A 19433-nucleotide genomic window follows, 5' to 3' on the forward strand; every position below is an offset into this window, starting at 1 on the left:
GTCCTTTCGTCTTTTCCGTCCGTGGGGGATGCTGGGACGGGGAGGGGTCTGATGATGTGGGTCGGTCCGAGCAGTGCCGAGAGAGTCGAGGTCCCCGACCTCGTGGGGTTGGCTGTTTCCGTCGCGCGGGACGTCGCCTGGGATGCGGGCCTGGTGATCGCCTCGGCGGACCCGGACGGGCCACCGCTGGGCGCCTTGACCTGGCCCGGCGTCTGGATCGTCACCGCCCAACACCCCGTACCCGGCACGGCCATGCGCCGACGGGGATCGGTCGTGGTCGACTTCGAGGAGCGGGGTCGCGGTGGCGACGACGGGGACCGGGAGCCCCGGAACCCACTGCCCCCTCTGGACGCCCTCCACGCCGAACGAGACCCCGACGAGGAAACGGACCCCGACCCCGACCCGGTGAACGTCGAACACCGGGGCACCGAGGGAAAACCCAGCGCCTGACGGTGCGTCGGCGCCCTCGCCGTTCGTCAGAGTTCGCGGGCGAGGCGGAAGCGGGCCAGGCCGTCGTTGAGGTCGACGATCGGTTCCGGGTAGTCGAGTTCGGCGCGGACGGCCTCCGGGAGGAGCCAGGGGCGGTGGACGGCGGAGCCTTCGACCGTGGCCAGTTCGGGCACCCAGCGGCGGACGTACGCGCCGTCCGGGTCGAAGCGCTGGGCCTGGCGCAGCGGGTTGAGGACCCGGTTGGGGCGGGTGTCGGTGCCGGTGCCGGCCACCCACTGCCAGTTGAGCTGGTTGTTGGCCACGTCCGCGTCCAGCAGGTGCTGGTTGAAGTGGGCGGCGCCGACCCGCCAGTCCTGGTAGAGGGTCTTCGTGAGGAAGCTGGCGGTGAACATCCGGGCCCGGTTGTGCATCCAGCCCTGGTGCAGCAGTTGGCGCATGCCCGCGTCGACGATCGGGTAGCCGGTGCGGCCCCGGCGCCAGGCCTCCAGTTCCGCCTCGTCGTGGCGCCAGTGGTCGCCGCGGGTGCGGTAGTCGTGGACGGCGGCGTCGGGGCGGGCGGCCAGCAGCTGGTGGTGGAAGTCGCGCCAGGCGAGCTGCCTCAGAAAGGGCTCGGATCCGGGCGAGTGCGCCGTGGTCGCGAGGTGGGCGAGCTCGGTCGCCGAGACGCAGCCGAAGTGCAGGTAGGGCGAGAGCTTGGAGGTCTGGTCCCCGGCCAGGTCGTCCTGGATGTCGGGGTAGCTGTCGAGTCCGGTCTCCACCCAGCTCCAGAGCCGGCGTCGGCCCTCGGTCTCGCCGCCGGGGGCGAGGCCCGGCGCGGCGCCGCCGCCCGCGGTCAGCTGCTTGCGGACCTCGTCCAGGTCGAGGCCGCCGACCTTCGCGGTGTTCAGCCGCACCGGGGCGGGCAGCGGCTCGCGTCGCGGGACCAGGGACCACTGGCGGAAGTAGGCGCCGAAGACGGCGTAGTGGTCCTTGCCGGCCGGCAGCACCTCGCCGGGGGCGACCGTGGTGGCCACCGTGTCGTGCACGGTCAGCCGGTCGCCGAGGGCCTCCCGCAGCCGGGCCTCGCGGCGCTGGCCGAAGGCGCTGCCGGCGGCGGCGACATGGACCGTGCCGGCCCCGCTGCGGTACGCGAGCCGTGCCATCTCGGTGGCGGTGTCGCCGCGCAGCACCACCAGCCGGCTGCCGAGGGCGCGCAGTGAGGCGTCCAGGTCGGCCAGCGACTCGGCGAGGAACGCCGAGCGGTTGGGCGGGGCCAGCCCGCGCCCGTGGATGGCGTCGTCCAGGACGAACGCCGGCACCGTCCCCGGGTGCGCGGCGGCGGCGTGCAGCACGGGGTTGTCGTGCACCCGCAGGTCGCAGGTGAGCAGGGCGATGGCGATGCCTTCGGGCACTGCTGGTCCTTTCATCAACGGCGGCTCATCAACGGCGGCCCGCAGGGCCCAGGGCGGATCGGTCAGACGCGGTGGCTGCCGCGCGGCGGCAGCGGGAAGAAGCCGCTGGTCCTGGCGACGTATTGGGCATAGCCCGGCTTGCTGGAACTGAGCTGCTTCTCGAGCATCGGCTTCCCGCTGCCGTTGATCAGCAAATAGCACATGACCAGCGGGGACACCACGGTCGCCCAGCCGATCGGGGTGTCGGCGACCTGGAGGAACAGGCCCACCCAGACACAGGCGTCGCCGAAGTAGTTGGGGTGCCGGGTGTAGCGCCACAGCCCGGTGTCGAGGACGTGGCCGCGGTTGGCCGGGTCGGCGCGGAAGCGGGTGAGCTGGCGGTCGCCGACCGCCTCGAAGAACAGCCCGACCGCCCAGAGCCCCGCACCCGTCCAGGCCAGGACACCGGGCGGATGCGGGACGAACAGGGCGACCTGGACCGGCAGCGACACCAGCCAGACCAGCCCCGCCTGCAACCCGTAGACGATCCGCAACGCGTAGCCGTTGCGGCGCTCGGGAGGCACTTTGGACAGCAGTTTCTGGTAGCGCGGATCCTCCGGGTGGCCCCGGCCGCGCCACCAGATGTGCGCCGCCAGCCGCAGCCCCCAGACCAGCACGAGCAGCAGCACCAGCAGCCGGCGGCCCGGGTCGCCGTGTCCGGAGGAGAGGACGTAGCCGGTGACCGCGACGGCGCAGAAGGCCAGGCCCCAGGCGACGTCCACGACCCGGTGCAGCCCGAGCCTGACCCCGATGGCGAAGGTCACCAGCAGCACCAGCACGGCCGCGCCGAGGCCGGCCGCCAGGGCGACCAGCAGCGCGGAGCCGTCGATACCGCTCATTCCGCGGGCCCGGCGTCGGCGCCGGTGTCGGCGGCGATCGGCGCGTACCAGGCCACCGGTGTGGCCGGGGCGCCGCTGAGGCCGTCCCGGGTGGGGCGGACGGCGAGGATCTGGTCCACACCCATCCGCCGCTCCTCGAACGCCAGCGCGCCGCCGACCAGGTAGAGCCGCCAGACCCGCGCGGTCTCCTCGCCGACCAGCGCGGAGAACTCGTCCCAGCGCTGCTCCAGGGTGTCCCGCCAGGCGGCGCAGGTAAGAACGTAGTGCTCGCGCATGGCCTCGACCTGGCGCACCTCCAGACCGGCGTCCTCGATCAGCGCCGCGGTCTCGCCGACCGGGCGCATGTGCATGTCGGGGGCGATGTAGGTCTCGATGAACGCTCCCCCGCCGGGGGCGGTCCGGCGCCGGGACATCTGCTGGACCAGCAGCCGTCCCTCCGGGCGCAGCCGGTCGTGCAGCACCTTGGTGAAGGCCGGGTACTCGGCCTCGCCGACGTGCTCGCCCATCTCGATGGTGCTGACCGCGTCGAAGCCGCTCTCGGTGACGTCGCGGTAGTCCCGCAGCAGTACGTCCACCTGCCCGTCCAGGCCCAATTCGGCGGCGCGGGCCGTCACATGGGCGTGCTGCTGGGCGGACAGGGTGACCGCGGTGACCTTGGCGCCGTAGTGCCGGGCGGCGTGCAGGGTCAGCGAGCCCCAGCCGCAGCCGATGTCCAGCAGCCGGGCGCCGGGGGTGAGCCCGAGCTTGCGGCAGATCAGATCGAGCTTGTCGCGCTGGGCGTCGGCCAGGGTGTAGTCGGGCCGGTCCGAGGTCCAGTACGCGCAGGAGTACGCCATCGACGGGTCCAGCAGCAGGCCGTAGAACTCGTTGGAGAGGTCGTAGTGGTGGTGGATCGCGGCCCGGTCGCGGTCCTTGCTGTGCAGGGCGCCGGTGAGGGCGGCGCGTCCGGCCGGGGGCGCCGGACGCGGGCCGAGGGTGCCCAGCCGGGCGGCCAGCGCGGCGGCCCTGGCCCGGTCGCCGAGGGTAACGGCGGGTGCGGCGCCGCGTTCCCTGACGGTCCGCCAGACCCGGCCCAGGCCCTCGCCGAGATCGCCCTCGATGTCGATCTCGCCGGCGATGTAGGCCTCGGCCAGGCCGAGTTCGCCCGGGTACCAGAGCAGCCGGCGCAGCGCCTTGCGGGAGCGGACGACCACGGTGGGGGCGTCGTCCGGGCCGCTCTCGCTGCCGTCCCAGGCGCGGATCCGCAGCGGCAGCGGGTCGCCGAGGAAGGGCCGCAGCAGGGCGGCGAGCCGGCTGGCGGCGGTGGCAGCTCCGCCGCCAGGGGTCTTCCGTCCGGGCGCGCTGCGCTGGGGTGCGGTGGTGGTCATCGCTGGTGGTCCTCTCCGGGCCTGGTGAGCAGCAGTTGCTGGACGTCGAGGTAGCCGCTGCGGAAGCCGGCCTCGGAGTAGCCCAGGTAGAGCGTCCACATCCGGCGGAAGACGCCGTCGAAGCCGAGCGCGTCCACGGCGGCGGCGCGGTCGGTGAAGCGCTCACGCCAGAGTCGCAGGGTCTCCGCGTAGTGGATGCCGTACCCCTGACGCTCGGTCAGCCGCAGCCCGGTGTGGGCGGCGAGGGTCTGCTCCACCGCCTCGACCGAGGGCAGCAGCCCGCCGGGGAAGATGTACTTCTGGATCCAGGTGAAGGTGTGCTCGCTGGCGAGCATCCGGTCGTGCGGCATGGTGATGGCCTGCAGCGCGACCCGGCCGCCGGGGGCGAGCACCCGGTCCAGGGTGGCGAAGTAGGTGGGCCAGTAGGAGCGGCCCACCGCCTCGACCATCTCCACGCTGAGCACCGCGTCGTAGCTGCCGGTGGCCGAGCGGTAGTCGCACAGCCGCACCTCGACCAGGTCCGCGTAGCCGGCTTCGGCGATCCGCTGCTCGGCGAGCTGCTTCTGCTCCTCGGACAGGGTGAGGGTGACCACGGTGGCCCCGCGCGCGGCAGCGCGCAGCGCCAACTCGCCCCAGCCGGTGCCGATCTCCAGCACCCGGGTGCCGCGGCGGACCCCGGCGAGGTCCAGCAGCCGGTCGATCTTCCGGTGCTGGGCCCGCTCCAGCAGGTCCCAGGAGGCCAGCGGCACGCCGTGGCTGTCGCTGGGGAAGACCGCGGAGGAGTAGGTCATGGTCGGGTCGAGGAACAGCGCGAAGAGGTCGTTGGAGAGGTCGTAGTGGGACTGGATGTTGCGGCGCGCGTTCTCCGGCGTGCCCAGCTGCTCCAGCGGCTGCCGCGAGGTGAACCAGCGGCGGAGCCACTGCAGCCGCGGCGGGACCAGGGTCTGCGGCGAACGGGCGAGGGCGGTGAGCAGCTCGATCAGGTCGGGTGAGTCCCACTCCCCCGCCTGGTAGGACTCGCCGAAGCCGATCAGGCCGCCGCTGCCGACCCGGTGGAAGAAGGCGTCGGGCGCCGCGAGACGCAGCACCGGGGCGCCCTCGGGCGGCGGCGTGCGGTTGAGCAGCGCGCCGCCGGGGAGCTCCACCCGCAGCCCGAGCCGCCGGGCGACACTGCGCAGCAGGGCCCTGGCCACGGCCGCGCGGGCGGCGGAGGTCGGCACGGTGGCCACGTCCGGCCAGCGCTGCGGGTCGGCGCGGTGCTGGGCGTCGGCGCGGTGCTGCGGGGAGCCGTCCACGGCTCGCGTCGAGTTCCGCGTGGACGGGCGAGTGCTCGGCTGGGTCATGGTGCGGAGACTCCTTCCTGGTGGGGGTGGACCGGGCGCGGCTGGACCGGCAGGCCGCGCAGATAGAGCCGAATACCCTGGATCCTGATGTGGACACTCACCGCGAGCGTCGACAACGGGTGGTGCAGGGCGGCCCGCAGCAGTCCGCCGGGGCCTGCCGTCCGGCGTATGCCCTGCACCGTCGCGGTGAACGGGCGTCCGCCCGCGCGCTCCAGGTGCATGGTCAGCCGCAACCGCCGGTCCGGTGGCGGGACGGCCATCCGGTAGCGGCCGTCGACCGGGAAGAACGGCGAGACGTAGAAGTCCTTGGCGGTGTCCGCGCGGCCGTCGGGACCGGGCCGGAGCAGGTAGCAGTGCCGTTCGCCGTAGGTGTTGCAGACCTCGGCGACGGTGCACACCGGCGTCCCGTCCCGGTCGTGGCACCAGTACAGCGTCAGCGGGTTGAACACATGGCCGAGCGAGCGGGCGTGGGCCAGCATCAGCACCTGGCCGCCGGCCAGGTCGACGCCCTGGGCGGCGAGGTAGCGGTCCAGGTTGTCGCGCAGGCTGCGGGCGGGGTCGCCGAGGTGGTCGGCGGCCCGGAACCGGGCCAGCGGCCGGAGCAGGGCCGGCAGCCGCGGCAGCCGGTCCAGGTCGACCAGCCAGAGGTAGGTGCGGTGGGTGAAGGCGTGCCGCTTGGGGCTGGTCCGGACATGGGCGATCCGGCAGTCGTAGAGGGACGCGCCCCAGGGGCCGGGCAGCTCCTCCCGCACGGCAGGAGCGGTGGCGGTCATCCCGGCCGCCCCGGTCGCGGCGGTGGGCGGCGTCATGCTCTGACCAGCGCGGCGAGGGAGCCGGCGGCCTGGACCCCGGAGCGGCAGCCGTCCTCGTGGAAGCCCCAGCCGTGGTAGGCGCCGGCGAAGGCGGTGCGTCCGGTGTTCAGGCCCGGCAGCTGCAGCTGGGCGGCGCGGGAGGCACTGGTGTAGAGCGGGTGCTGGTAGACGGTGCGGGAGACCACGTGCTCGTCCGGGATCGGGTTGGCCGGGTCCTCGTTCAGGGTGACCAGGTAGTCCTCGGGGGTGTCCAGCCGCAGCAGCCGGTTCAGGTGGTAGCTCACCCTGACCTGGTCGGAGCGGTCCACGCAGGAGGCCATCTGGTAGTTCCAGGAGGCCCGGGCCCGGGGGGCGCGCGGGAGCACCGAGGGGTCGCGGTGCAGCACGCTGGGGTTGAAGGAGTAGCTGAACGCGCCGAGCGCCTCGCGCTCGGCCTCGGTCGGGTCGGCGAGCAGCCGCAGCGTCTGGTCCGGGTGGGTGGCCAGCACCACGGCGTCGAACTCGGCCGGGGCCCGGTCCGCCGCGGTGACGGTGACGCCGTCGGCGTGCCGGGTGACCGCGCGGACCGGGGCCTCGGTGTGGACCGCCGTCAGCCGGGCGGCGATGCGCTCCACATAGGTGCGCGAGCCGCCGGTGACGGTGCGCCAGGTCGGCGAGCCGGTGACCGAGAGCATGCCGTGGTTGGCCAGGAAGGCGAACAGGTACCGGGCCGGGTACTCCTGGGCCAGGTCCGGGGCGCAGGACCAGACCGCGGACACCACCGGGGTCATGAAGTGGGCGACGAAGTAGCCGGAGAACTTCCCCCGGGCCAGGAACTCGCGCAGGGTCAGCTCGTCGGCCAGGGGGTCGGCGGAGGCCAGCAGGGCGCGGGCGGCGCGGTGGAACCTGGGCACCTCGGCCAGCATCCGCAGGTAGCGTGGCCGGACCAGGGCGCCGTACTGGGCGGCGAGGCCGGACAGGCCGCGGGCCCCCGCGTATTCCAGGCCGCAGCTGGCACAGCTCACGGACATGCTCATCTCGGAGTCCTGGGTCTCGATCCCCAGTTCCGCGAAGAGCCGCAGCAGATGCGGGTAGGTGCGCTCGTTGTGCACCAGGAAGGCGGTGTCCAGGGCCAGCTCGCCGCCGGCAGCGGTGCGGACGTCCTGGGTGTGGGCGTGGCCGCCGAGCCGCGGGTCGGCCTCGTAGAGGGTGACCCGCGCCCCTGACTTGGTGAGCTCGTACGCGGCGGTCAGCCCGGCGACGCCGCTGCCGACCACGGCCACGGTCGCGGCCGTCCCGGGACGGGCCCGGCGGCGGCCGTTACCGGGCCCGCCCTGCTGCCCCGGCACCACCAGTTCGACGTTCTCGGTCATTCCCGCCACACCCCTGCGCTCCCGGCGGGCGGCCTCTGCACCACCCGCGTCTCGTCCCCCGGACATGGGGCATTCGAGGCCCGAGAGCTCGCGGATTGGTCCGATCGGGTGCGAGTGGATCTCAGACTGACCGGCACATGGGGGGTGGGGGAAGGAGGGGGTCGAGGGCCGAGTCTGGGCGGGGCGGAGGAGGGAGCCATTGCGGAGCACTGGCGACCGACGACAACCCGGTCAGGCGAGAGCCATCGGCACCCGACGCCGCCCCCCATGTGCCGGTCAGTCTCAGCTTGATTTGGTGGCGGCCTGGTCGTAGAGGCTCTGCACGTCGGCGTCGAAGTAGACGCTGTAGGAGACGTCCTCGGTGTCGCCGCCCTGCTGGTAGCCGCCGATGACGCCGATGACCGTGCCGGTGCGGGTGGTCCGGTCGAAGCCGCTGAGCCAGGGGCTGCCGCTGGTGCCGCCGGGGTAGCCGGTGCAGGCGATCCGCATCTGGTAGGTGCTCTGCTGGGTGGTCTTGTTGACGCAGGAGATCGGGGCGCTGGCGGTGGAGGGGTAGCCGGTGATCTGGACCACCTTGCCGAACCCCTGGTCGATCCCCAGGGTGTTGCCGCCGAGGACGTCCTCGATGTCCTTGCCGCCGACCTGGCCCAGGGTCACGAAGGCCACGTCCAGGTCGGGATCGCTGGAGTCGATCCAGCGCTGGTCGACGACGACGCCGGTGACCGGCCACTGCCCCTCGGGCGCGGTGCCGTCGCGGTAGTCGGGGACGAACACCATGTCCGCCCGGTAGCTGCCGCCCTTGCCCGCGTGGACGCAGTGCGCGGCGGTGACCAGCATGCTCTTCCCGGCGCTGTGGACCACGCTGGCGGTGCAGAAGTGGTTGCCGTTGACGTCCTGGTCGAACAGCGCGCCGACCCGGGCGTTGCTCGCGGTGGCCTTGGCCGGGCGCGAGGTGCCGCCGTGCTGGGCCAGGGCGGCCTTGAACCGCTCCTTGGTCCAGCCGCTGGGGTGGGAGTCGATCCGATGCGCAATGGCGTGGCCGGAGACGGCGGCTCTGGTGTCCGTGGAGCTGCCGCAGGCGGTCGCCGCCGCCAGCACGGCCAAGCCGAGCACCGCCGCCGCGCCCCGGTTGCCACGCCGCATCGCCGTCCGCCTCACCTTGCTCGCCCGACCGTTCACCAGGATCCTCCCCGGCCCGGGGCCGGGCCGCGCCCGCGGCGGACCGTACGGGTGAGATCGGGCCGGGGCCGGGGCCGGGACCCGACGGGTCGTCAGCGGTCGGCGAAGCGCAGCAGGGTGACCGAGGGGCGCTTGTTCCGCGCCACCGGGATCCGGTCCCGCTGCTGGGCGAGCAGCCCCCAGAGCGGGCCCCGTCCGGGCGGCAGCGGGACGTCCCTGATCTCGACCACGGCGGGGTGCGCCGTGGCCAGCCGGGGGCGGTCGGCGACGTCCATCCGCCAGGGCATCGGCGGCAGCCGGTAGGCCCCGTTCACTCGCCGGGGACGGGCCCGGCGCGGCGGGCCCGTCCGCAGCCGCGGCATCGCGTCGAACACCAGGGCGCCGCCGGGAAAGGCCTCGGCGCAGCCGGCGATCAGGTCGCGGACCTCGGGCGGCCGCAGATACATCAGCAGGCCCTGCGCCAGCACCAGCACCCCGTGTCTGCGGTCCACCTCGGCGGTCCAGGCGGGATCGCGGGCGTCGGCGGCGAGGGTGCGCTGCCGGGGGCCCTGCGGCAGCAGCGCCCGGCGCAGCGCGAGCGGCTCCGGGAGGTCGACGGTGAGCCAGCGCACCGAGCCGTTGTCGACCCGCCAGAACGCGGTCTCCAGGCCCTCGCCCAGCGACACCACCGTGCCCGCCGGATGGACTGCGAGGAACTCCCGCACCACCGCGTCGAAGCAGGCCGCGCGCAGGGCGATGGCCTGGGCCAGGACCGCCCGGGGATGGCCGAAGCGCTCCACGAAGGGGAAGTCCACGGCCTCGACCAGTTCCACCGCGAGCGGGTCGGCCAGCACCGTGTCCGGGCGGCGGGCCTCGGCGGCGCGGTGGTGCAGCGTCCACAGCATGGTCTCGGGGACGCCCTTCAGCGCGCTGGCCCTGCTGTCGTCCGCCATGGGCTTTTGCTCCTCCGGGGGTCCTTCCCTCCATCCTGCGGGATGTCGGCGCCGGTCACCCGGGATAGGCGTGCGTCTGGGTGGCCTTCACCGCCGCCCAGACCGTGCTGCCCTCGACCAGGCCCAGCTCGGCGACGGCGCCCTGGGTGAGGTCGGCGGTGAGCCGCAGCGGGCCGGCCAGGTCCAGCCGGACCTGGTCGCCGTGCAGCTCCATCCCGTCCACGCTGGCCTGCCAGACATTGCGGGCGCTGGTGTCGGGGCGGCTGCGGTGGACCGTGACGGCGGACGGCGGGAAGGCGACGAAGACCGGCCCGGTCAGCGGGTCGGCCGTGGTGATCCGGATCCCCTCCGCCGAAGCCGCCGCGTCCGGGCTGTCGACGGTCACCTCGTGGCCGTCCGCCACCCCGCGGAACAGGTTGAGGCCGACCAGCCGGGCGATGTAGTCGCTGCGCGGATGCCGGGCGATCTCGGCGGGCGGGCCGTGCTGGACCACCCGTCCGTCCTCGATCACGGTCAGCCGGTCGGCGAGCACCATCGCGTCCAGCGGGTCGTGGGTGACCAGGACCGCCACCGCCTCGAAGTCGGCGAGGTGGCGCCGCAGCTGGGCCCGGACGTCCAGCCGGGTACGGGCGTCCAAGGCGGCCATCGGCTCGTCCAGCAGCAGCAGTCGCGGGCGCGGGGCCAGCGCCCTGGCCAGGGCGACCCGCTGCTGCTGGCCGCCGGAGAGGGCACGGGGGCGGGCGGTGGCGTGGTCGGCGAGGCCGACCCGCTCCAGCCAGCCGGCCGCCTCGGCCCGGGCTGCGGCCTTGCGGGCGCCCTTGGTGCGCAGCCCGAAGGCGACGTTGTCCAGGGCGCTGAGGTGCGGGAACAGCAGGTAGTCCTGGAAGACCACGCCGACCGGGCGCTCCTCGGGGGCGATCCGCAGCCGGGCCTCGGGCTGCTCCAGGGTGCGGCCGTCCAGGGTGAGCTGCCCGGCGGTCAACGGGGTGAGGCCGGCCAGCGCGCGCAGGGCGGTGGTCTTGCCCGAGCCGTTGGGCCCGAGCAGGGCGAGCACCTCGCCGGGGCGGGCGGTCAGCGTGACGTCGAGCCGGAAGCCCTGCTTGGACCCGCTGCCGGGGCGCGGCGCCCGGTCCACCACCAGGTGGGCCCGCAGGCCGTCCCCGACCGGGTCGGTGTGTTCCGGAGTGGTGGTCATGCCGGGCCTCCGGTCCAGCGTCCGCGCAGGCCGATCAGGACCAGCACGGAGACGGCGAGCAGCACCAGGCTGAGCGCGATCGCGGTGGCCGGGTCGTCCTGCAGCGCCAGGTACACCGCGAGCGGCATGGTCTGGGTGGTGCCGGGGAAGTTCCCGGCGAAGGTGATGGTGGCGCCGAACTCGCCCAGCGCGCGGGCCCAGGCCAGCACGCTGCCGGCGGCGATGCCGGGGGCGACCAGCGGCAGGGTGACCCGGCGGAACGCGGTGAAGCGGGACGCGCCGAGGGTGGCGGCGGCCTCCTCGTAGCGGGCGTCGGCGCCGCTGAGCGCGCCCTCGACGCTGAGCACCAGGAACGGCATGGCGACGAAGGCCTCGGCGAGCACCACGCCCGCCGTGGTGAAGGGCAGGGTGACCCCGAAGGCGGAGTCCAGCCAGCGTCCGACCAGCCCGTTGCGGCCGAAGACCAGCAGCAGCGCGACGCCGCCGACCACCGGCGGCATTACCAGCGGGACGGTGACCAGGGTGCGCAGCAGCCGCAGCCCGGGGAACTCGGTCCGGGCCAGCAGCCAGGCGACCGGCACCCCGAGCAGCAGCGAGACCGCGGTGGCGGCGGTCGCGGTGAACAGCGAGAGCCGCAGCGCGGGCCAGACCGTGCCGTCCGAGAGGACCGTGGTCATGCTGCCCCAGGGCGCCTTGACCAGCAGTCCGACCAGCGGCAGCACCAGGAAGGCGAAGCCGAGCAGGGCCGGCAGCAGCAGCGCGGCCGGGACCGCGCCGGAGCGGCGCCGACCCCGCCGCGCCCTCCCGGCGGCCGGAGCGGACGCCAGGAGGTCGGGGCCGGAGCCCGGGGCGGAGCCTTCGGTCATGGAGCCTCCGGTCACGGAGCCTGGAAGCCCGCGGCGGCCAGCTCTGCCTGGGCCGGGGCGGACAGGATGAACGCGGTGAACGCCTGGGCCGCGGCGCTGTTGGTGCCGTGGGTGAGCGGGGCGATCGGGTAGCTGGTGATGGCCTGCGCGGCGGCCGGGAAGTCCACGCCGACGACCTTGCCCTTGGCGCCCTGGACGTCGGTGCGGTAGACCAGCGCCGCGTCGACCTCCTTCAGCTCCACCTTGGTCAGGGCGCTGGTGACGTCCTGCTCGTAGGTGACCGGGGTGACGTTGATCTTGGCAGCGGCCAGCGCCTTCACGGCCGCGGCGCCGCAGGGCACGGTCTTGGCGCAGAGGGCCACCTTGGTGGACTTGGCGGCCAGCTGGTCCAGGGTGGTGATGTGCTTGGGGTTGCCGGGCACGACGGCGATCTCCAGGCTGTTCTTCGCGAAGTTCACCGGCGCCGCGGCGTTGTCGTTCGCCTTGGTGACGGTGTCCATGGTCGCGGTGCTCGCGGAGGCGAAGACGTCGGCCGGGGCGCCCGAGACGATGCTCGCGGCCAGGGTGTCACTGCCGCCGAAGTTGAAGGTGACCTTGACGCCCGGGTGGGCCGCCTCGAACTCCGTGCCGAACTTGGTGAAGGTGTTCTTCAGCGAGGCCGCGGCGAAGACCGTCAGCTTGCCGGTGACCGCGCCGCTCGCCGAGGCGGAGGCGGAGGCCCCGCCGGTCGAGGCGCTCGGGGCGGCGGAGGAGGCCGAACTGGAACTGCTGGAGCCACAGGCGGTGAGGGCGACCAGGGCGGCAGAGGCAGTAGCGGCGGCAGCGAGCGAACGGCGCAGAGAGGTGGTCATGACAGGGGTACCCCCAGGAAGGTGGACAGTGGTCAGGAGAGCTCGACGACCACGTTGGTCGACTTGATCACAGCCACCGCGGGGACCCCCGGCTCCAGCCCCAGCTCCACGGCCGACTCGCGGCTGATGAGTGAGACGACCCGGAACGGGCCCGCCTGGATCTCCACCTGCGCGGCGACGTCGCCGAGGGTGACCTCGGTGACGATGCCCCGGAATCGATTGCGCGCGGACGAGGGCATCCCCTCGGCGGCGGCGTTCTCGGGTCGGGCCAGCTCCCGGGCGAAGGCCGCGAGCTGGGCACCGGGCACGATGCGGTGGCCGTGCTCGTCGCGTTCGGCGACGAGTCGTCCAGCGTCGACCCAGCGGCGCATGGTGTCGGAGCTGACGCCGAGCAGCGCTGCGGCCTCTCCGATTCGGTAAACTGTTCACATGACGATCATCATGTCGCATTTGCTATCTCCTCGTCACTCGTAGCATCGCACAGGCCAGGGCAGAGCCATACAGCGCCGCGCATGTGCGAGGCACCAGGGGGGACATGACGGCGGCCCGGCTCCAGCGATAGGTTGATCATCTCAACTCCGGGGGGATCCGAGTGATCGACCAGCCAGCCGCCCGCCGCGCACGCCGTGCCGTGGCCGTGGTGTTCGCGGTGCACGGCGCGGCCGCCGGCACCTTCGCCACCCGGATCCCCTGGATCAAGGACCATCTGCATCTCAGCGCCGGCGCCCTGGGCCTGGCCCTGGTCGGCCCGGCCCTCGGCTCCATGCTGGCGATGCCGCTGGCCGGACGCGTCGTGCACGCGCTCGGGCACAAGGCGGCGATCCGGCTGCTGCTCGGCCTCTGGTCCGCCTCACTGGCGCTGCCCGCGCTCGCCCCCGACCTGCCGCTGTTCGCGCTCAGCCTGTTCGTCTACGGGGCCTGCGCCGGGATGGCGGACGTCGCCATGAACGCCCAGGGCGTGGAGGTGGAGGAGCAGTACGGACGGTCCATCATGTCCGGGCTGCACGGGATGTGGTGCGTGGGCGGGCTGCTGGCCTCCGGCGTCGGCGTGCTCGCGGCCGGGCTGGGCTGGGACGCCAGGATCCACCTCGGCGCCATGGCCGTGGTGCTGATCGGGATCGGACTGTTCGTCTGCCGGGGCCTGATCGACGTCCGCGCCGAGCCGGAGCAGGAGGCCCCGCCGCGGTTCACCCTGCCGCCGAGGTCGGCGCTGGCGATCGGCCTGGTCGGTTTCTGCGCGGTGTTCGCCGAGGGGGCCAGCGCCGACTGGAGCGGCGTCTATCTACGTGGGCCGGCACACGCCTCGGCGGCCCTGGCCGCGGTCAGCTACACCGCCTTCGCCGCCACCATGGCGGCCAGCCGGCTGAGCGGGGACATGGTGGTGCGCCGGCTCGGACCGGTGCTCACGGTGCGCCTCGGCGGCGTGGTCGCGCTGACCGGCGGACTGCTGATCGTGTTCGCCCGCTCCCCGTGGCCGGCCGTCGCCGGATTCGGACTGCTCGGCATCGGCATCGCCGTGGTGGTCCCGCTCTGCTTCGCCGCGGCCGGGCACGGCGGCGAGAACCCCAGCCGGGCCATCGCCGGCGTGGCGACCGTCACCTACACCTCGGGCCTGATCGCACCGGCCACGGTCGGCACCATCGCCCAGGCGACCTCGCTGCCGGTCTCCTTCGCCGTGATCACCGCGCTGACCGTGGGCCTGATCGTCGGCGCGGGGGTGCTGGCGCCGGCCAGGAACCCCACCCGGAGCGAGCAGCTGAGCAGCTCCGACCGGGTCGGCTGAAGGTACGTATTCATCCGGTTCTCGTTACAGCCGAGCAACAGCTTCGGGAAAGTATGAAATCCAGTGGCTTCAGATTGTCAAAACCGGCAATGATGGTGTGCAGGGGGAAGCAGAAGCAGGCGGAAAAAGGGTTTCGATCGAAGCCGATTGGACGATACTGCCCGCAACCGGCAGGTCAAAACGGGCCTGATGGGAACTCAGCAGATCCAGTGAACGGTTATTCGTATAGCTGTTCGAATGTCGGCTGACGATTCGACACCCTGTCCGAACCGCATGTCAGATGGGCTGAACCAAACGGCGCGCCGACGCGTCCGTACGGGTGCTATGTCGGTGATCAATGCGATACTCGGACAGCACGGTGGGACAGTCCAGAATCACCAGGCGCACAAACGCACGAAAGAACAGCACGCACGCACGAACACCATCGTGCGAAACACGGGGCAGCAGTACGGATGGGGAGGCACGGCATGGGAGCAGCACTGCGTGACGACTACCGCGGATGGCTGGCGCCCTCCGGTACGTATCCGGTGGCGGTACCCGACTACGAAGAGCCCTGGGACTCCCCCGAGCTCGTTCCCGCACCGCACGCACCGCAGATCACCTCGGTGCGCCCGACGGGATTCGAGTCGGCCCGGATCATCGGCGAGCACGTACGGGTCGGTACCCCAGTGATCATGGACCTCACCGAGATGTCGGACGGCGACGCCAAGCGGCTGGTGGACTTCGCCTCCGGGCTCACCTTCGGCACCCGGGGCAGCAATCGAGCGGATCGCCCGCCGGGTGTTCCTGCTGGCGCCGCCCGAGGTCGAGGTCCTCGTGATCGACAGCTCCGACGACGGGTCGGGGTTCTACAACCAGAGCTGACGGTTGTCAGTGCTGCTCCGTAGGCTGGTGGTCCAGGGCGTTTGCCCTGGACAACCAGCCTTTTTGCCGTCCAGCGGAGTAGGGGTGACCAGCGTTCATGTGGGTTCTGCACGGCCTGTGGCAGGCGGACCGGCGGCTCGCCCTCTGGGCCGAGGACGGCTTGGCCCATGAGAGCCGAGGCCGTCGGTACGGGGCGGATGCGGCGGTGGTGCGGGAGCTGCTGAGCGCGGTCGGCCCTGGGCTGGAGTGGCTCGCGGGCGGGGCGGCGGAAGCCTGGACCACGCTGCTGCTGCCCACCGCGGAGGGGGGTGCGGTGGGGGTGGGTGCGGTCGGGGTGGCGGGCGCGGTGGTGGCCTCGCCCGAGCTGGTCGGTCCGGCCGAACGTGGGGCAGCGGTCGGGCTGGAGGCCTGGCGGGTGCCGGTGCTGGTGTTCACCGCCGCTCAGGCGGGGCAGCTGCTGGGCGAGTTGTACGACCCGCAGCAGGCGGTGCTTCCCGGGGCGGGCTTGACCGAGGTCCCGTACGGAGCCTCGCTGCGCTGGCTGACCCTGGTGCACGACCTGGCCTGGCGGTTGGTCGGCCGGGGGCGAGTGCTGCCTGCGGTGGCCTCGCCGGGCGGGGAGGACGGCGCTGCCTGGGCGCGTTGGGTGCCGGCGCCGGACCGGGCGGCGCGGCGGGAGGCGGCGGCCCTCGCGGCCGACTGCCCTCCGATCTGCCGCGCCGAGGTCCGGGCTGAGGCTGAGGCTGTGGCCTTGAGCGGCGCAGAGCTGGTGCGGGAGCTGCTTGCCGCGCTGGTGGACTGCGAGGTGCGGGCGGTGCTCGCCGAGCGGCCCCCGCTGCTGCCGCAGACCCGTGGTCGGATCCGGCCCGCGGCCACCACCGCGGAGCGCTGGCTGGCCGCGCTGACCAGCGAGAACGACCGGTTCACCGGCACCGACCCGACCGAGCTGACGGTGCTTCAAGCCCGCCTCGCCGACTGGCACCGCTCGGCCACCGACGTACGCGGGCCGCTGCGGCTCGGCTTCCGCCTGGTCGAGCCCTTCGGCGACGAGAACCTCGCCCCCGACACCGGCGACTCGGCTGGAGGTCCTGACGCCGACCGCTGGCGGCTGGAGTTCAGCCTGCAGGTGGTCGACGAACCCTCCGTCCTGGTCGAGGCCGCCGACCTCTGGAACGACCGGCCTGCCGCAGGCCCGCTGCGGCGGCTGGTCGACCGGCCCGAGGCCGCGTTCCTGGCCGAGTTGGAACGGGCAGCCCGCTGCTGCCCCGAGTTGGAGCCCGCCCTGCTGACCAACCGTCCCCACGGCCTGGATCTGGACCGGGCCGGAGCCCTGGCCTTTCTGCGGGACGCCGCCCCGGTCCTGGCCGGGGCCGGCTTCGGCGTCCTGCTGCCCGGTTGGTGGAGCCGGCCGCCCGGCCTGGGGCTGGCTCTCACCGCCCGTACCGCCGACACCGGGCAGGCCGGGGTGGTCGGGCAGCAGAGCCTGGTCGGCCGGGAGGACATGGTCGAGTTCCGCTGGCAGGCGGCGCTCGGCGGCGTGCCGCTGACCGGCGCCGAGATGCTGGCGCTGGCCGAGAGCAAGCAGGCGCTGGTCCGGGTCAGGGGCCAGTGGTTCGAGGCGGACGCCGCCAGGATCGCGGCCGCCGCCGCTTTCCTGGCCGAGCAGGACCAGCAGGTCGCGGGCCAGATGTCGGCCGGGGAGCTGTTGCGGCTGGCCCTGGACGGCCGGGAGCCGGGCACCGGTCTGCCGATCATGGTCGCGGAGGCGGACGGGCGGCTCGGCGAGCTGCTGCGACGGGTCCGCGCCAACGCCGCTCTCGTCGACGAGGTCGACGGCGCGGACGGTGCGGGGGTGCTTGAGCCCGTCGCCGTCCCGCCGGGGTTCCGGGCCGAGTTGCGTCCGTACCAGCAGCGCGGTCTGTCCTGGCTGGTGTTCCTGAGCCGGCTGGGGCTCGGCGGGGTGCTCGCCGACGACATGGGGCTGGGCAAGACCGTGCAGACCCTCGCCCTGCTCGCGGTCGAACACGCCGCACAGCAGCAGGCCGGACGGCCCTCCCCCGGCCCTACCCTGGTGGTCTGCCCGATGTCGCTGGTGGGCAACTGGACCAGGGAGTGCGAGCGCTTCGCGCCGATGCTGCGGGTCTACGTGCACCATGGCGCGGGCCGCTCGGACGGGGCCGAACTGCGCCGCGCCGCGGCCGGCGCCGATGTGGTGATCACCACCTACGGCCTGGTGCAGCGCGACTTCACGGTGCTGCGCACCGTGGCCTGGTACCGGGTGGTGGCGGACGAGGCGCACCACATCAAGAACAGCGCGACGCTGCAGTCCCGCGCGGTGCGGGCGCTGCCGGCCGCCCAGCGGCTGGCGCTGACCGGCACGCCGGTGGAGAACCGGCTGGCCGAGCTGCACTCGGTGCTGGACTTCGCCAACCCCGGGCTGTTCGGTTCGACGGAGGGCTTCAAGGAGCGCTACTCGGTGCCGATCGAGCGCAATGCCAGCGTCCGGGCCACCGCCGAACTGCGGCAGCGCACCCGCCCGTTCGTGCTGCGCCGGGTCAAGACCGACCCGCTGGTCGCGGCGGAGCTGCCGCGCAAGCAGGAGATGACCGTGCTCTGCAATCTGACGGCGGAGCAGGCCGCGCTCTACCAGGCGGTGGTCACCGATCTGCTGGCCAGGATCGCCCAGGCCAAGCAGGACCGGGCCTCCCTCATGCAGCGCCGGGGCCTGGTGCTGGCCGCGCTCACCCGGCTCAAGCAGATCTGCAACCACCCGGCGCACTACTCCGCCGAGCGCGGCCCGCTGGGCCGGCCGCGGCTGGCCGGGCGCTCCGGGAAGCTGGCCCGGCTGGAGGAGATCCTGGAGGAGACCGTCCCGGTCGGCGACCGCACCCTGCTCTTCACCCAGTACACCGAGTTCGGCGCGCTGCTCCAGCCCTACCTCGCGGAGCGGCTCGACAGCGAGGTGCTGTTCCTGCACGGCGGTATGACCCGCCGTCAGCGGGACCAGGCGGTGGACCGGTTCCAGGAGCCGGACGGGCCCTCGGTGTTCCTGCTGTCGCTGCGGGCCGGCGGGGTCGGGCTGAATCTGACGGCGGCCAACCAGGTGGTCCACCTGGACCGCTGGTGGAATCCGGCGGTCGAGGACCAGGCCACCGACCGGGCCTTCCGGCTGGGGCAGCTGCGCGACGTCCAGGTCCGCCGCTTCGTCTGCGTGGGAACGGTGGAGGAGCGGGTGGACCAGATGATCGAGGGCAAGCGGGCGCTGGCGGACGCGGTGGTGGACTCGGGCGAGAGCTGGCTCGGCGATCTGTCGACGGACTCGCTGCGCGAGGTGCTGGCGCTGACCGGGGACGCGGTGAGCGAGGTATGAGCGAGGCGCAGCGAGGGAGGAGCGAGGCGCTGTGGTCCACCCGCTTCCTGGACCGGCTGGCGGCCCTCGGGGTGCTCCGGGCGGAGTCGTTGGAGCCGCCGCTGCCCTCGGTGTCCCAGCTCACCGTCACCGCCGGCTCGGTCGGCGCCCGGGCCGCGGACGCCGACGGCGGACGCGGCTACGACGTGTGGGTGGAGCTGGCGGCCTTCGACGCCCGGCAGTGGACCAGGGCCGAGCAGGCGCTGGCCGCCCACCGCGGCGCCCGGGAGGCGCTGCTCGACGGCGAGCTGCCGCTGCGGGTGGACGGCGTGCTGGCCAGGGCGGGCCTGTCGCTGCTGCCGGTCCGGGCCGAGGACCTCACCCTGGAGTGCTCCTGCCCGAAGTGGTCCAGCTGCGACCACCTCGCCGCGGTCCTGGCCGCGCTCGCGCGGCCGCCTTCGACGCCGACCCCTTTCTGCTGGCCGCCTGGCGCGGCCGCAGCCGGGAGCGGCTGCTGCGCCACCTCGAGGAGCTGCATGCCGCCGGGGACCCGGCCGGGGCCGGCGACGCGCTGCCGGAGGAGGACGCCCGTCCGCTCAGCGAGCGGTTGGAGGACTTCTGGTCCGAGGGCGACCAGCACCGGGCGCTGACGGCGGGCGAGGCCGGCGCGGGCGCCGTGGGGTATTGAGGCGGCGCCGGCCCAGCTGAGCGAGTCCGGCGTGGTGATCCGGGGGGCGCAGCCTGGAATCGCTGCTCCAGCCCGCCTACGACGCGCTGGTCGACTAAATAATGAGACATTGATGTCTCATATGAGCTATCGT

17 protein-coding genes are annotated in these 19433 nt (G+C 73.5%); 5 read left to right on the plus strand and 12 right to left on the minus strand.

Features of this window, described 5'->3' with window-relative positions:
* Positions 1–108 precede the first annotated feature (108 nt).
* A complete protein-coding gene (locus ACXKR8_RS04860; protein ID WP_458271659.1) occupies positions 109–450 on the plus strand; it encodes a hypothetical protein in 342 nt (113 codons plus the stop codon).
* A gap of 26 nt (positions 451–476) precedes the next feature.
* On the opposite strand, the gene ACXKR8_RS04865 is transcribed toward ACXKR8_RS04860, so the two are convergent.
* The 12 genes from ACXKR8_RS04865 to ACXKR8_RS04920 form a co-directional block, all read right to left on the minus strand.
* On the minus strand, positions 477–1841 hold the full coding sequence (locus tag ACXKR8_RS04865) for a cryptochrome/photolyase family protein (RefSeq protein WP_458271660.1): 1365 nt from the start codon (positions 1839–1841) through the stop codon (positions 477–479).
* 62 nt (positions 1842–1903) lie between these two features.
* Positions 1904–2719, minus strand: coding sequence for a DUF1295 domain-containing protein (locus tag ACXKR8_RS04870; protein WP_458271661.1), 816 nt, complete (start codon positions 2717–2719; stop codon positions 1904–1906).
* On the minus strand, positions 2716–4086 hold the full coding sequence (locus tag ACXKR8_RS04875) for a class I SAM-dependent methyltransferase (RefSeq protein WP_458271662.1): 1371 nt from the start codon (positions 4084–4086) through the stop codon (positions 2716–2718). Before ACXKR8_RS04875 ends, ACXKR8_RS04870 begins: the two co-directional genes overlap by 4 nt.
* Positions 4083–5429, minus strand: coding sequence for a class I SAM-dependent methyltransferase (locus tag ACXKR8_RS04880; RefSeq protein WP_458271663.1), 1347 nt, complete (start codon positions 5427–5429; stop codon positions 4083–4085). Before ACXKR8_RS04880 ends, ACXKR8_RS04875 begins: the two co-directional genes overlap by 4 nt.
* The gene (locus tag ACXKR8_RS04885) at positions 5426–6202 is read right to left on the minus strand and encodes a DUF1365 domain-containing protein (RefSeq protein ID WP_458274900.1); all 777 of its coding nucleotides are present in this window, start codon (positions 6200–6202) and stop codon (positions 5426–5428) included. Before ACXKR8_RS04885 ends, ACXKR8_RS04880 begins: the two co-directional genes overlap by 4 nt.
* 32 nt (positions 6203–6234) lie before the next feature.
* Positions 6235–7593 (minus strand): NAD(P)/FAD-dependent oxidoreductase, encoded by a 1359-nt coding sequence (locus ACXKR8_RS04890; RefSeq protein ID WP_458271664.1) that lies wholly within the window; start codon positions 7591–7593, stop codon positions 6235–6237.
* Between the two features lie 282 nt (positions 7594–7875).
* Complete coding sequence (locus tag ACXKR8_RS04895; protein WP_458271665.1) at positions 7876–8736, minus strand: trypsin-like serine peptidase; 861 nt, start codon at positions 8734–8736, stop codon at positions 7876–7878.
* A gap of 128 nt (positions 8737–8864) precedes the next feature.
* The gene (locus ACXKR8_RS04900; protein WP_458271666.1) at positions 8865–9704 is read right to left on the minus strand and encodes a class I SAM-dependent methyltransferase; all 840 of its coding nucleotides are present in this window, start codon (positions 9702–9704) and stop codon (positions 8865–8867) included.
* Between the two features lie 55 nt (positions 9705–9759).
* On the minus strand, positions 9760–10899 hold the full coding sequence (locus ACXKR8_RS04905) for an ABC transporter ATP-binding protein (RefSeq protein ID WP_458271667.1): 1140 nt from the start codon (positions 10897–10899) through the stop codon (positions 9760–9762).
* Complete coding sequence (locus tag ACXKR8_RS04910; RefSeq protein WP_458271668.1) at positions 10896–11765, minus strand: ABC transporter permease; 870 nt, start codon at positions 11763–11765, stop codon at positions 10896–10898. Before ACXKR8_RS04910 ends, ACXKR8_RS04905 begins: the two co-directional genes overlap by 4 nt.
* 11 nt (positions 11766–11776) lie before the next feature.
* Positions 11777–12616, minus strand: coding sequence for a molybdate ABC transporter substrate-binding protein (gene modA / locus ACXKR8_RS04915; protein ID WP_458271669.1), 840 nt, complete (start codon positions 12614–12616; stop codon positions 11777–11779).
* A 32-nt stretch (positions 12617–12648) separates the two neighbouring features.
* The gene (locus ACXKR8_RS04920) at positions 12649–13029 is read right to left on the minus strand and encodes a TOBE domain-containing protein (RefSeq protein WP_462100659.1); all 381 of its coding nucleotides are present in this window, start codon (positions 13027–13029) and stop codon (positions 12649–12651) included.
* Positions 13030–13208: 179 nt separating this feature from the next.
* Here ACXKR8_RS04920 and ACXKR8_RS04925 point away from each other — a divergent pair, with 179 nt between their 5' ends.
* From ACXKR8_RS04925 to ACXKR8_RS04940, 4 genes are all read left to right on the plus strand, one after another.
* Positions 13209–14399, plus strand: a complete 1191-nt coding sequence (locus ACXKR8_RS04925; RefSeq protein ID WP_458271671.1) for an MFS transporter — start codon at positions 13209–13211, stop codon at positions 14397–14399.
* 467 nt (positions 14400–14866) lie between these two features.
* Positions 14867–15286 (plus strand): cell division protein SepF, encoded by a 420-nt coding sequence (locus tag ACXKR8_RS04930; protein ID WP_462100332.1) that lies wholly within the window; start codon positions 14867–14869, stop codon positions 15284–15286.
* A gap of 74 nt (positions 15287–15360) precedes the next feature.
* Positions 15361–18633: a DEAD/DEAH box helicase gene (locus ACXKR8_RS04935; protein WP_458271673.1), complete on the plus strand. Its 3273-nt coding sequence runs from the start codon at positions 15361–15363 to the stop codon at positions 18631–18633.
* Positions 18630–19262, plus strand: a complete 633-nt coding sequence (locus ACXKR8_RS04940; protein WP_462100333.1) for a hypothetical protein — start codon at positions 18630–18632, stop codon at positions 19260–19262. The genes ACXKR8_RS04935 and ACXKR8_RS04940 overlap by 4 nt, the downstream gene beginning before the upstream one ends.
* Positions 19263–19433 lie beyond the last annotated feature (171 nt).

The organism is Streptacidiphilus sp. PAMC 29251 (assembly GCF_054208735.2).